Origin of the sequence: Agrobacterium sp. lyk4-40-TYG-31, from assembly GCF_030209855.1 — a bacterium.
GTDB classification, from domain to species: domain Bacteria; phylum Pseudomonadota; class Alphaproteobacteria; order Rhizobiales; family Rhizobiaceae; genus Agrobacterium; species Agrobacterium vaccinii.
In genome coordinates this window covers 115,664-128,677 of the sequence record NZ_JARVRE010000019.1, presented here as the reverse complement: position 1 = coordinate 128,677, position 13,014 = coordinate 115,664, and the positions used below count along the sequence as shown (strand labels likewise).

The 13,014-nt window shown below is 58.7% G+C and carries 9 protein-coding genes; 8 read left to right on the top strand and 1 reads right to left on the bottom strand.

Going from position 1 to position 13,014, the window contains the following annotated elements:
• Nucleotides 1-2: 2 nt before the first annotated feature.
• The 5 genes from QRN55_RS23095 (at nt 3) to QRN55_RS23075 (ending at nt 6,066) form a co-directional block, all read left to right on the top strand.
• A complete protein-coding gene (locus QRN55_RS23095; protein ID WP_284778435.1) occupies nt 3-683 on the top strand; it encodes an amino acid ABC transporter permease in 681 nt (226 codons plus the stop codon).
• Complete coding sequence (locus tag QRN55_RS23090) at nt 680-1,435, top strand: amino acid ABC transporter ATP-binding protein (RefSeq protein WP_233124808.1); 756 nt, start codon at nt 680-682, stop codon at nt 1,433-1,435. Before QRN55_RS23095 ends, QRN55_RS23090 begins: the two co-directional genes overlap by 4 nt.
• Nucleotides 1,436-1,533: 98 nt before the next feature.
• Nucleotides 1,534-3,066, top strand: a complete 1,533-nt coding sequence (locus tag QRN55_RS23085) for an acyl-CoA carboxylase subunit beta (protein ID WP_284778434.1) — start codon at nt 1,534-1,536, stop codon at nt 3,064-3,066.
• A 10-nt stretch (nt 3,067-3,076) separates the two neighbouring features.
• Nucleotides 3,077-5,080 (top strand): acetyl-CoA carboxylase biotin carboxylase subunit, encoded by a 2,004-nt coding sequence (locus tag QRN55_RS23080; RefSeq protein ID WP_284778433.1) that lies wholly within the window; start codon nt 3,077-3,079, stop codon nt 5,078-5,080.
• A 119-nt stretch (nt 5,081-5,199) separates the two neighbouring features.
• Complete coding sequence (locus QRN55_RS23075; RefSeq protein ID WP_284778432.1) at nt 5,200-6,066, top strand: D-amino-acid transaminase; 867 nt, start codon at nt 5,200-5,202, stop codon at nt 6,064-6,066.
• A 22-nt stretch (nt 6,067-6,088) separates the two neighbouring features.
• On the opposite strand, the gene QRN55_RS23070 is transcribed toward QRN55_RS23075, so the two are convergent.
• Nucleotides 6,089-7,600, bottom strand: a complete 1,512-nt coding sequence (locus QRN55_RS23070; RefSeq protein WP_284778431.1) for a serine hydrolase domain-containing protein — start codon at nt 7,598-7,600, stop codon at nt 6,089-6,091.
• Between the two features lie 117 nt (nt 7,601-7,717).
• Between QRN55_RS23070 and QRN55_RS23065 the strand changes: the two genes are divergently transcribed.
• The 3 genes from QRN55_RS23065 (at nt 7,718) to QRN55_RS23055 (ending at nt 12,933) form a co-directional block, all read left to right on the top strand.
• Entirely contained in the window at nt 7,718-8,755 is a 1,038-nt protein-coding gene (locus QRN55_RS23065; protein WP_284778430.1) for a dipeptidase, read from the top strand.
• A 216-nt stretch (nt 8,756-8,971) separates the two neighbouring features.
• A complete protein-coding gene (mprF, locus tag QRN55_RS23060; RefSeq protein ID WP_111841491.1) occupies nt 8,972-11,572 on the top strand; it encodes a bifunctional lysylphosphatidylglycerol flippase/synthetase MprF in 2,601 nt (866 codons plus the stop codon).
• Nucleotides 11,569-12,933, top strand: coding sequence for an AcvB/VirJ family lysyl-phosphatidylglycerol hydrolase (locus QRN55_RS23055; RefSeq protein WP_284778429.1), 1,365 nt, complete (start codon nt 11,569-11,571; stop codon nt 12,931-12,933). Before mprF ends, QRN55_RS23055 begins: the two co-directional genes overlap by 4 nt.
• Nucleotides 12,934-13,014 lie beyond the last annotated feature (81 nt).

Here is a 13,014-nt window from a genome sequence, read left to right as displayed (position 1 = left end):
CCGTGCCGCATTGGCTGCAATTGATGATGGACTCTTTGCCGACCCTGCTCTGGGCTGGTGTGAAGTTCACGATACCACTGACATTGCTTTCGTTTTTTTTCGGATTGATCCTCGGACTGGCGACCGCCGTCACGCGGCTGTTCGGACCAACGCCGTTGCGATTGCTGGCGCGTTTCTATGTCTGGGTCATCAGAGGCACGCCGCTGCTGGTCCAGCTTTTCGTGATCTTCTACGGCCTGCCAAGTATCGGCATTTTGCTGGATGCGTTTCCGGCAGCGCTCATCGGCTTTACGCTAAACGTCGGCGCCTACACATCCGAGATCATCCGCGCAGCCATTTCATCCGTTCCCAAGGGCCAATGGGAAGCCGCGTTTTCGACCGGCATGAGCTGGCGCCAAGCCATGCAGCGCACCATCCTGCCACAGGCGGGGCGCGTTGCCGTGCCGCCGCTATCCAACACCTTCATCTCGCTGGTCAAGGACACATCCCTTGCCGCTGCCATCACCGTGCCCGAGCTGTTTCAGTCCGCTCAGCGTATCGTCGCCACCACCTATGAGCCGCTCATCCTCTACATCGAGGCAGCGATCATCTATCTCGCGCTGAGTTCCGTGCTGTCCACCTTGCAGGCGCGACTGGAAGTGCGCTTCGCCCGTTACGGCGGCATGATGGAGAACAGCCGATGATCGAGCTTTCCAACATCGAGAAGCGTTTCGGGGATGCGGTTATCCTGAAAGACATTTCGCTGAGCTTTCCCGAAGGCAGCGTTACCGCACTCGTCGGCCCCTCCGGCGGTGGCAAGAGCACGCTGCTGCGCTGTATCAACCTGCTGGAACTGCCCACCGAGGGAACCGTGCGCATCGGCGACGCCACGACGTCCTTTACCGCGGGCCAGAAAACCCCATGGCAGTCCATCCAGAAAATTCGCCGCCAGACGGGCATGGTGTTTCAAAACTTCCAGCTGTTTCCGCATCGCACCGCCATCGAGAACGTCATGGAAGGCCTGTTGATCGTTCAGAAGTGGTCGCGCGAAAAAGCGAGAGATCGCGCAATGGAACTGCTGACGAAGGTCGGCATGGCGCACAAGGCGGATGCGTGGCCCGCCAACCTCTCCGGTGGCCAACAGCAACGCGTGGCCATTGCCCGTGCGCTCGGGCCTTCCCCGCAAGTGCTGTTGTGTGACGAACCCACCTCTGCCCTCGACCCGGAACTTTCGGAAGAGGTCGTTGACGTGCTGGGCAAGCTTGCGCGTGAAGGAACGACCATGGTCATGGCAACGCATGACCTGCGCCTGGCGTCTCGCATTGCCAATAACGTCGTGTTTCTGGAAGCGGGCAAGGTGGTGGAAACCGGCACGGCAGACGCCATATTCCGCGCACCGACGCAGGAGCGCACCCGGCGCTTCGTGTCGTCCATCAATGCGGCGCAATCTCTCTGAACAAGTCCGAAATCAGCACATATGGCCGTAATAGACTGTTTTCAATTCGAGAATTCACGTCTAAGCCTATGTGATGACATTCGTATCAGGGAGGAGCCATGCCGACGGTTCTCGAAGAATTGGAAGCACGCCGTGCCCAGGCAAGGCTCGGAGGCGGACAAAAGCGCATCGATGCCCAGCATGCCAAGGGCAAGCTGACGGCGCGCGAACGGCTGGACGTTCTGCTCGATGAGGGCTCCTTCGAAGAATACGACATGTATGTCACCCACCGCGCGGTGGATTTCGGCATGGCCGAACAGAAGGTCGCTGGCGATGGCGTCGTGACCGGTTGGGGAACCATCAACGGTAGACAGGTATACGTCTTCAGCCAGGACTTTACCGTGCTGGGCGGTTCGCTCTCCGAAACCCATGCGCAGAAGATTTGCAAAATCATGGACATGGCAGCCCGCGTCGGCGCCCCTGTCATCGGTCTCAACGATAGTGGCGGCGCGCGCATTCAGGAAGGCGTCGCTTCGCTTGCCGGTTACGCGGAAGTTTTCCGTCGCAACGCCGAAGTGTCCGGCGTCGTGCCACAAATCTCCGTCATCATGGGCCCTTGCGCGGGAGGTGCTGTCTATTCTCCTGCTATGACGGACTTCATCTTCATGGTGCGCGATACGTCCTACATGTTCGTCACAGGACCGGATGTCGTCAAGACCGTGACGAACGAGATCGTCACGGCGGAAGAACTGGGCGGTGCCTCCACCCACACCCGAAAATCATCGGTCGCCGATGGTGCCTGCGAAAACGACATCGAGGCACTGGAGGCCGTGCGGGCGCTGTTCGATTTTCTGCCCCTCAACAACCGCGAAAAAGCCCCTGCCCGCCCGTTTCATGATGACCCGGCCCGTCTGGAGCAGCGCCTCGATACGCTTATTCCCGACAGTTCCAACAAGCCCTATGACATGAAGGAACTGATCCACGCGCTGGCCGATGAGGGAGATTTCTTTGAGATACAGGAAGCATTCGCCAAGAACATCATTACCGGCTTCATTCGGCTCGAAGGCCAGACGGTCGGCGTGGTCGCCAACCAGCCCATGGTGCTGGCCGGTTGTCTGGATATCGATAGCTCACGCAAGGCCGCCCGCTTCGTCCGTTTCTGTGACGCCTTCAACATTCCCATCCTGACTCTGGTCGATGTACCCGGCTTTCTGCCCGGCGTTGCACAGGAATATGGCGGTGTCATCAAGCATGGCGCGAAATTGCTGTTTGCCTATTCGGAAGCGACAGTGCCGCTGGTGACGCTGATCACCCGCAAAGCCTATGGCGGCGCATACGATGTCATGGCCTCAAAACACATTGGTGCCGATGTCAATTACGCCTGGCCGACGGCGGAAATCGCCGTAATGGGCGCGAAGGGCGCTGCGGAAATCCTGTACCGCTCAGAGTTGTCAGATCCTGACAAGATCGCCGCACGGACCAAAGAATACGAAGAACGCTTCGCCAACCCCTTCGTGGCCGCAGAGCGCGGCTTTATCGACGAGGTCATCATGCCGCATTCTTCCCGCCGCCGCATCGCCCGTGCTTTCGCTTCACTGCGCAACAAACAGGTGACGACGCATTGGAAGAAACACGACACCATTCCGCTTTGAGGCTGCACCCATGATCTCCAAAATCCTCATCGCCAACCGTGGTGAAATCGCCTGCCGCGTCATTCGCACGGCCAAAGCCATGGGCATCAAGACCGTTGCGGTCTATTCCGATGCCGATGCCAATGCCCTGCATGTGCGCGAGGCCGACGAGGCGGTGCATATCGGCCCTGCCCCATCCAATCAGTCCTATATCGTTATCGAAAAGATACTCGACGCCATTAAGCAGACCGGGGCAGACGCCGTGCATCCCGGCTATGGTTTTCTGTCGGAGAACGCCACTTTTGCTGCGGCTCTGGAAACGGCAGGCGTCATTTTCATCGGCCCACCCGTCAAGGCCATCGAGGCGATGGGCGACAAGATCACATCCAAGAAGCTGGCCGCAGCGGCTGGCGTCTCCACCGTGCCGGGCCATATGGGTTTGATCGAGGATGCAGAGGAGGCGGTGAAGATCGCCGCAACGGTCGGCTATCCCGTCATGATCAAGGCGTCAGCGGGCGGCGGCGGCAAGGGCATGCGCATCGCATGGAACGATGCAGAGGCCCGCGAAGGCTTCCAGTCCTCCAGAAACGAAGCGAAATCGTCGTTCGGTGACGATCGCATCTTCATCGAAAAATTCGTCACGCAGCCACGCCATATCGAAATTCAGGTGCTGGGCGATCAGCATGGCAAGGTGCTTTATCTGGGTGAACGCGAATGCTCCATTCAACGCCGCAACCAGAAAGTCATCGAAGAGGCGCCTTCGCCATTTCTCGATGAAGCGACCCGCAAGGCCATGGGCGAGCAGGCGGTGGCTCTGGCGCAGGCGGTTGGCTACCACTCGGCGGGCACCGTCGAATTCATCGTGGATGGCGACCGAAACTTCTACTTTTTGGAAATGAACACCCGCCTTCAGGTGGAGCATCCAGTTACCGAACTCGTGACCGGCATCGATCTGGTCGAGCAGATGATCCGCGTTGCATCCGGTGAGCCCCTGGCGTTTTCACAGGAGGATGTGCGGCTCGATGGCTGGGCCATCGAAAGTCGGCTTTACGCGGAAGACCCCTACCGCAACTTCCTGCCCTCCATCGGTCGGTTGACCCGCTACCGTCCGCCGCAGGAAGGCAAGCAAACCGATGGAAGCATTTTGCGCAACGACACCGGCGTCTTCGAAGGCGGCGAAATTTCCATGTATTACGATCCGATGATCGCCAAGCTCTGCACATGGGCACCGGACCGGCACCGCGCCGTCGCGGCCATGGGAGAAACGCTAGACCGTTTCGAAGTCGAGGGTATCGGTCACAATCTGCCTTTCCTCTCGGCGGTCATGCAAAACCAGCGCTTCAAGGATGGCAGGCTGACAACCGGCTTCATCGCCGAGGAGTTTCCCGATGGCTTCACCGGTGTCGAGCCCGATGAGGATTCGGCAAGAAAACTTGCAGTCATAGCCGCCGTTATCCAGCATCGTATCCAGACCCGTGCCACGCAAATCTCCGGCACCATCGGCAACCACCGCCGTGTCGTCGGCGACGATTGGGTGGTCGCGTTCGGAAAGACCCACAACGCCGTTCATTTTCAGACCGCCGAGAGTCGGATATCAGCGGTTTTGGAAGGTGACATATCGCTATCTATTGAAACAGACTGGCTGCCTGGCAAGACACTGGGCATCTTCACCGTCGGCGGCACGAAGATGGCCGTCAAAGTCGATCTCACGCCCTCGACCATCCGTCTGCGCTGGCGCGGCGTCGATCTGGTCACGCGCGTGCGCAGTCCCCGGATTGCCGAACTGGCGCGGCTGATGCCTGAAAAACTGCCGCCCGACACATCCAAACTGCTGCTCTGCCCCATGCCGGGCGTCATTACCACCATAGCGGTGTCGGAGGGAGAAACCGTGGAAGCGGGACAGGCACTGGCAACGGTGGAAGCGATGAAGATGGAAAACATTCTTCGCGCCGAACGGCGGGCGAAGGTTGCCAGAATTGCAGTCGGCCCCGGCGATAGCCTTGCGGTCGATGAGATCATTATGGAATTCGAATAGCGGTTTGCGAGAAGAAGCGACATTGTTTTGCACTGCCGTTTTGCCACAAATCACGCTAATGCTTGGCCATATGTCAGACCATGAGTCTCGGCCAAACGCCGAGTGTAGAAGGACTTACCATGCCCAGCGCAACCGACCGCATCGTCTATCTCAACGGCGAGTTCCTCCCCGAATCAGAAGCCAAGCTTTCTATCTTTGATCGCGGCTTTCTCTTCGGCGACGGCATTTACGAGGTGACATCCATCATTGATGGCAAGCTGATCGATAGCGATCTGCACATGGCCCGGCTGCAACGCAGCGCCGGTGAAATCGACATCACGCTGCCGGTCACGACGCAGCAGATTGTGGAGGCTGAACGGCGCCTGATTAGGGATAACAATCTGACGGAAGGTCTGATCTATCTTCAACTGACGCGCGGTGCCGAAGACCGCAACTTCCTGTTCTCCGACGATCTCGCCCCGACCCTCGTGATGTTCCCGCAGGTAAAGAAGCTGGTCGGCACGCCGCAGGAAGCAACTGGACTGTCGGTGAAATCCGTGCCGGACCAGCGCTGGGCCCGCCGCGACATCAAGTCCGTCTGCCTGCTGCCGCAGGTCATGGCCAAGCGCATCGCCAAGGCCGAAGGCTGCGATGAGGCATGGATGATCGAAGACGGCTTCGTCACCGAAGGCGCGTCGTCGACCGCCTATATCATCACCGCTGACAAGAAACTCGTGACGCGCGGCAACAGCAACAAGACGCTGCCCGGCTGCACTCGTCAGGCGGTTCTGCAACTGATTGAAGAATCAGGGCTGACGCTGGAAGAGCGCGCGTTCACGCTTGAGGAAGCGCTGACTTCTCAGGAAGCGGCACTCACTAGCGCCGGTAACTTCGTGATGTCCGTCACCAAAATCGACGGCAAAGCCGTCGGCGATGGCAAGCCCGGCCCGCTCGTAACGCGTTTGCGTGAATTGTATCTCGAGCATGCGCTGAAGACGGCGATCTAACCCCTATCGACGCTCGGTCTTTTCAGGTCGAGCGTCGATATTCGATCATCCGCGCGCGGCTGGACACCAGTTCGATACGGTCTTTGTCCAGCACGTGCAGGCACACTCTCTTGGTCCAAGGACCGTCCACGAGGGTAAAAAGATAGCGTCCGTTGCCGAGTGCCTTCAGCGGCGTGGTAGTGCGCACCGGGCCAATTCCCATCGTGAAAGCGCCATCGGCAATCTCGAATTCCGACCCTTCCGGCGACCGCCAACGCCCTGAAAGAGCGGGATCGACCTCCTGTTTGCCGACCGGGAGAAATCGGCGAGGTGCGTGCCCGGCTTCACCGACCAATGCCTTGCCATCCAGCCGCAGCCGCATGGGAGACGAGGCGGACCGCGACGACGCCCAGCCGTCACCATCGTCATAGAGCGTATCGTCGGCATCGATGAAGGTGCAGGTGCTACCCTTGATCTCCAGCCACCATGGACCCGTTTCCGTGATATAGAGGCCTTCGGGCAACCCCGTCATCGGTCGCGGTAACGGCCGTTTGGTCAGTGCCGCCATAGTCTCCAGAGCGATCTTGAAACCGTTGGTGTCCTCACGGTTGGAGACGACAACGACGCCTGTCCTGTGGTCCGGGTCCAACAGGAAATATGTCTTGTAACCGGGGTGTGAGCCGCCATGGCCCACAAAACGCCGCTCGCCCAGATGCGACCAGCGCACGCCAAGCCCGTATTCGCTTAGTGCTCCGTTGGCGAGAGGACGCTCAGCCGAAAGCGCCTGCAACGTACCGGCAAAGCCCTGCTCACCGTTCAACAGTGCCTGGAGCCAGCGCGCCAATGCTTCCGCGCTGCCAGTCAGACTGCCGGATGCCGATAGATGCAGGCCCGCCGCCGAAAGCTGCCAACTATGATCATTTCGCCAGTAACCCGGCACAAGACCATCGACCGGATCGTTCCAGACATCCGGTGCCTTGAGAAAAATGCCGAGCGGGCCTGCGATGTTCTCCTGCACGAAATCATCGAACCGTCGCCCTTTGCGCTCCAGCGCAGCCTCGACCAGACGATATCCGGTGTTGGAATAGGACACCTCATGCCCGGCCTCGAAATTGAGGCGGGTGAGGCGTGAGAGATAGTCCAGCAGCGACCCTGCCTTCGTCTCCGTGTAGACCGAGAGTCCAAGAAGAGAGAGGCATTCGCGGACATCCGGCAAGCCACCGCTCATATCCAAAGCCTGCCCAACCGTCACATCGGCAAGCAGGGATTGCAGCTCTGAAAGATGTTTTCCAAGGGGATCGTCAAGCGCCATGAGATCGCTGTTTGCCAGCACCATGGCGGAAAACACATGCTTGGTAACTGAGGCGTAGCGCACGATGCTGCGGGCGGTGAAAGGAGCCATCGTCGCCATGCTCTCAACGCCACCAGCCTTTGAAAACCGGATGCCGCTGATGTCGAAACCAATAACCGCGCCGCCCGGCTCGTCGTTTTTCCACTGACCTGCAAATTGCTCCGCAACCGCCGATGCGGCGCTCCAGTCATTGTCATCCAGCATGTATTTTCCGTTCAAATGCTTCCCGCTTTGCGGGTTCAGGCCTGTTGCGGCATTGCATTTGCACCTATCTGACGCATACAGCAATGCCAGTGATACACTTTCCGAAAGCGAACGCCCATGACCAGCCCCACCGCCGTATCCGTCTTCGATGGCCATAATGATACCCTGCTGCGGCTCAAACTGTCCGATTATCCGGCACCGGAAGAACAGTTTCTGAATGGCGACGCGGCGGGGCACATCGATTTGCCGCGGGCGCGGAAGGGTGGTTTGGCCGGTGGTCTCTGCGCGATCTACGTCCCCTCCCCGCGCGGTTTCGATGCCAATGGCGATTTCATCGCGCCCGCGCAGCCGGATGCGCTTGCGACCACGCTCGGCATGGCCAGCCTGTTGTTTCGCATCGAAGCGGCCTCGCACGGCGCGGTCAAGGTCTGCCGCAGTGCTTCGGATATTCGCGGCGCGATGGACCGTGGCGCGTTCGCCTCGGTTCTGCACATCGAAGGTGTCGAAGCCTTCGATGCCGAACTGGATGCGCTTCACGTTTTGCATCAGGCAGGTTTGCGCACGCTGGGCCCGGTGTGGAGCCGTCCCAATATATTCGCCCACGGCGTTCCCTTCCGCTTCCCTTCCACGCCGGATATCGGCCCCGGCCTCACCGAAGCGGGCGCACGACTGGTGAAGACCTGCAACGCCTTGAAGGTCCTCGTCGATCTCTCCCACATGAACGAGCAGGGCTTCTGGGATATCGCCAAAATCTCCGATGCGCCTCTCGTCGCATCCCATTCCAACGCGCATGCGCTGTGCAATCACAGCCGCAACCTCACCGACCGGCAGTTGGATGCCATCAGGGACACGGGCGGGCTCGCCGGTGTTAATTTCGGCGTGCTGTTCATGCGCCAGGACGGTGTGAAAAATGCCGATACGGACCTTGGCGAACTGGTGCGGCACGTCGATTACATGGTGGAGCGCATGGGTATCGACCACGTCGCATTCGGTTCGGATTTCGATGGCACCACCATTCCCGCTGCAATGAGAGATGTCGCCGATCTCCAGCTTCTCGTGGATGCCCTGCGAGATGCCGGTTACGATCAGGCTTCGCTGGAAAAAATTTGCCACGGCAACTGGGTCCGGGTGCTCGAAGCGACCTGGGGGGCATGACCGGTTAAAAATATACCGTCGCACAGCCGCCGGTATATTGCTTTCATGTCCATGCAGGATCAAACCGACGCAACTTGACCGGTTGCTGCGTCGCCGCGCCGATCATTCAACGAATTTATGAAATAAAAATCAAATCTTCGTATTTGTGAAAACACAACGAACTAGCGTCAAAATGTTGTGGTTCGCAAAAAGCAATCTGATCCTGTGGAAAAGCCTATGACAGAGAAGACAGACGTAGCGCAGATCGAAGAGGCCGAAGCCGGTCTTGAAGGCTTTTTCGAGCGGTACAGGCCGCATATCACATCCATTGCGGTGACGATCGTCTTCGTGATGATGACCTTCACCATCTACAAGCTGACATCGGAAGTGCGCTATGACGACATCGTCGATGCACTGGCTGATACCAGCTGGCGCGCGGTTGCACTGGCCATCCTGTTTACGGGGCTCAGCTTCGCAGCACTGATCTGTTACGACGCCAACGCCATCGAATATATCGGCAAAAAGGTCCCGACACCGTCGGTCATTGCCACCGCCTTCATCGCCTATGCCGTGGGCAACACGGCGGGCTTCGGGCCGCTCAGCGGCGGTGCCATCCGCTTCCGTGCCTATTCGCGCATGGGGCTGACGCCTTCGGATATTGCGCGCATCATCGCTTTCGTCACCCTGTCCTTCGGTCTCGGCTTGCTGGCCGTCAGCGCCCTGTCAACCCTTATCGTTGCGCCGCGCGTAGCCGCCATCATCGGCGTGGATGCCATCTGGTTGCGGGGTGCCGCACTGGTCGTCATCTGCATCATGGCCGCACTGATGTTTCTGGGCCGCAATGGACGCGTGCTTCAAATCAAGCGCCTGAAGCTTCGCCTTCCCGATAGCAGAACGTCATCCCGCCAGTTTCTGGTGTCCGCTCTCGATATCGCGGCGTCGGCCTCGGTGCTCTACGTGCTGCTGCCAGAGACGAATGTCGGCTGGCCAAGCTTTTTCGCGATCTATGCAACGGCGGTGGGCCTTGGCGTTCTCAGCCACGTTCCGGCGGGTCTCGGCGTGTTCGAAACGGTCATGGTCGCAGGCCTTGGCAATGCCATCAGCCTCGATCAGCTTCTCGGCGGCCTCGTGCTGTATCGCATGATCTACCACGTCCTACCGCTTCTCGTCGCCATCATGCTGATGCTGGCAACGGAGATGAAGCAGTTTGCCTCCAAGCCTGTCATGGCCGATATCGGCAATCTGGCCGGACGCCTTGCGCCCTCTCTGCTATCGGCCTACGCCCTCATTCTCGGCACCATGCTGATTTTCTCGAGCGTGACGCCAACACCAGACAGCAACCTGGACTTCCTGTCCGGCTTCGTTCCGCTGCCGATCATCGAGGCCGCGCACTTTCTGTCGAGTATCCTCGGTCTCGTGCTTGTGGTTGCCTCACGCGGGCTGAGCCAGCGTCTCGATGGCGCATGGTGGGTAGCACTCGTGGCGGCTGCCGGTGGTTTGTTCCTGTCCCTGATCAAGGCCATCGCGGTTTTCGAGGCGATTTTCCTCGGCATTTTCATCGTTGCGCTGTTCTTCAATATCCGAAGCTTCACACGTCACGCCTCGCTGTTGCGCCAGGCGCTCGGGCCCACATGGCTTGCCGCCATGGCCGTCATCGTCGCTGGTGCCGCCACCATTCTGTTCTTCGTCTACCGCGATACGGATTACAGCCAGACGCTCTGGTGGCAGTTCGAGTTTTCCGAGGAAGCACCACGAAGCCTGCGCGCGCTTCTGGGGCTGGTTCTTGCGTCGTCCACGGTTGCGATTTTCAGCCTGCTGCGCCCGGTCATCTACAAACCGGACGAAATCCACCCTGATGATGTCGAAAAAGCCACTGCTATCGTCCAGAAGCAGGATGTTGCCGACGCCAATCTCGTCCGCATGGGTGACAAGCACGTCATGCTGTCGGAAAGCGGCAACGCCTTCATCATGTACGGCATTCGTGGCCGCTCCTGGATTGCCCTTGCCGATCCCGTCGGCGACGAAAAGGACTTCGCCGATCTCGTCTGGCAGTTCGTGGAAACGGCACGCTCTTCCGGTGGCCGCGCGGTATTCTACCAGATTTCGCCTGCCATTCTGACCTATTGCGCCGATGCCGGTCTGCGCGCCTTCAAGCTTGGCGAACTGGCCATGGTTGATCTCACCAAGTTCGAACTGAAGGGCGGCAAGCTGGCCAATCTGCGACAGTCGCTCAGCCGTGGCGCCCGCGATGGTCTGACCTTCTCGGTCATCGACACGCCGCAGGTTCCAGAGGTCTACGAGGACCTCAAACGCGTCTCGGAATCATGGCTTGCGCACCACAATACCCGTGAAAAGACGTTCTCCCTGGGGTCTTTCGAGAAGGACTACATCCTGTCTCAGCCGGTTGCCGTCCTTTACAAGGATGGTCAGATCACGGCTTTCGCCAACCTTTTGATGACGGAGACGAAGCAGGAGGTCACCGTCGATCTCATGCGCTTCTCACCCGATGCACCGCGTGGGGCGATGGACTTTCTGTTCGTCAGCATTATTGAATATATGCGCGAACAGGGTTACTCCTATTTCAACCTTGGGATGGCCCCGCTTTCCGGCATGTCGAAGCGTGAAGCTGCGCCGGTCTGGGACCGGATAGGCGGAACTTTGTTTGAACACGGCGAACGTTTTTATAATTTCAAGGGATTAAGAGCGTTCAAGTCTAAGTTTCACCCGAAATGGGAACCACGCTATGTCGCGGTTTCCAACGGTACCAGCGCCGCATTGGCGCTTATGGACGCAACCGTTCTCATCAGCGGCGGCGTCAGAGGAGTGATTGGTAAATGACAGGCCTGACATATCTGAAAGCAGCGTTGATAGCAGCGACACTTTCCATTCCATTTTCAGTGTCGGCACAGGACGCCAACGGTTTTCAGACAGGCATGATACCGCCCGATCACATCATGCTGCCGGATGGCGATGTGGCCGCCAATATTTTTCTCATCTCCGGCCAGAGCGGCTGGGGTGAGCAGGAACAGACCGAGGCCGAAGCGCTGGTGGAAAAGGGTGCGGCAGTCGTCGGCATCGATTTTCCGAAATATATGGCGGCCCTTGAAGCCGACGATGACGACTGCGTTTATATGATCTCCGACATCGAGGAACTGGCGCAGGAAATTCAGCGCAAGGCCAATGTCTCCAACTACCGACCGCCGATTATCGCAGGTATGGGTGATGGCGCGACGCTTGCGCTTGCCATGATTGCGCAAAGCCCTGCGGCCACCATCGGCGAGGCCGTGGCAGTCGATCCTGTTGCGGGTATTCCGCTTGAAAAGATCCTCTGCACCCCCGCCACCAAGCAGAAAGACGGCAACCGCACGATTTACGGCCTGACCGACGGTGCCCTGCCCGCGCCCGTTAGCGTTGTCTTCACGCCCAAGGCCGATGCCAAAGGTCGCGCGTATGTCGAAGAACTGCTCAAATCCCATTCCGACATCGACATCAAGGACGTTACCGACGAGCCGCAGGCAGCGCTTGCGGAAGCCTTGCAGGATCGCATAGATGCCGCCGGAAATACGGACAACCCCCTTGGTTTGCCACTGACCGTGCTGGAAGCAAAGCCAACCATGGATACGATGGCGATCATATATTCCGGCGATGGTGGCTGGCGCGATCTGGACAAGGACGTCGGCAGTTTCCTGCAGCAGGACGGCGTGCCGACAATCGGCGTGGACTCGCTGCGTTACTTCTGGTCCGAGAAAAAGCCTCAGGACATCGCCGATGATCTGTCCCGCATCATCGATACATACCGCAAGGAGTGGAAGGTCAAGAACGTTGTGCTGATCGGTTATTCCTTCGGTGCCGACGTTATTCCCGTGACCTACAACCTGTTGCCGGAAAAAGATAAAAGCCGCGTCGTCCAAATGAGCCTGCTGTCCCTGTCCCATGAGGTCTCCTACGAGATTTCGGTGGGTGGCTGGCTTGGCGTCTCCGGCTCCGGCACGCAGGACCCCGTCACCGATCTGGAGAAGGTCGATCCGAAAATCGTTCAGTGTGTCTACGGCACAGATGATGAAGATGCTGCCTGCCCGGCATTGAAGGACAAAGGCGCCGAGATCATCGGCATCGACGGCGGCCACCACTTCGATGAGGACTACGAAGCGCTGACGAAACGGATCGTGGCCTCCCTGAAGAAGCGTCTGCAACCCTAAAACTCTTCGCTCAATATTCTGTCGACATATTGAATACAAGGCAGCATTTCTGTATTCCATCCCCGTGCGATGACAGAGAAA

Excerpts from the sequence above, each read along its gene's own strand:
- QRN55_RS23080 (WP_284778433.1), top strand. The coding sequence starts at position 3,077 with ATGATCTCCAAAATCCTCATCGCCAACCGTGGTGAAATCGCCTGCCGC.
- QRN55_RS23090 (WP_233124808.1), top strand. The coding sequence starts at position 680 with ATGATCGAGCTTTCCAACATCGAGAAGCGTTTCGGGGATGCGGTTATC.
- mprF (WP_111841491.1), top strand. The coding sequence starts at position 8,972 with ATGACAGAGAAGACAGACGTAGCGCAGATCGAAGAGGCCGAAGCCGGT.
- QRN55_RS23075 (WP_284778432.1), top strand. The coding sequence starts at position 5,200 with ATGCCCAGCGCAACCGACCGCATCGTCTATCTCAACGGCGAGTTCCTC.
- QRN55_RS23065 (WP_284778430.1), top strand. The coding sequence starts at position 7,718 with ATGACCAGCCCCACCGCCGTATCCGTCTTCGATGGCCATAATGATACC.
- QRN55_RS23055 (WP_284778429.1), top strand. The coding sequence starts at position 11,569 with ATGACAGGCCTGACATATCTGAAAGCAGCGTTGATAGCAGCGACACTT.
- QRN55_RS23070 (WP_284778431.1), bottom strand. The coding sequence starts at position 7,600 with ATGCTGGATGACAATGACTGGAGCGCCGCATCGGCGGTTGCGGAGCAA.
- QRN55_RS23085 (WP_284778434.1), top strand. The coding sequence starts at position 1,534 with ATGCCGACGGTTCTCGAAGAATTGGAAGCACGCCGTGCCCAGGCAAGG.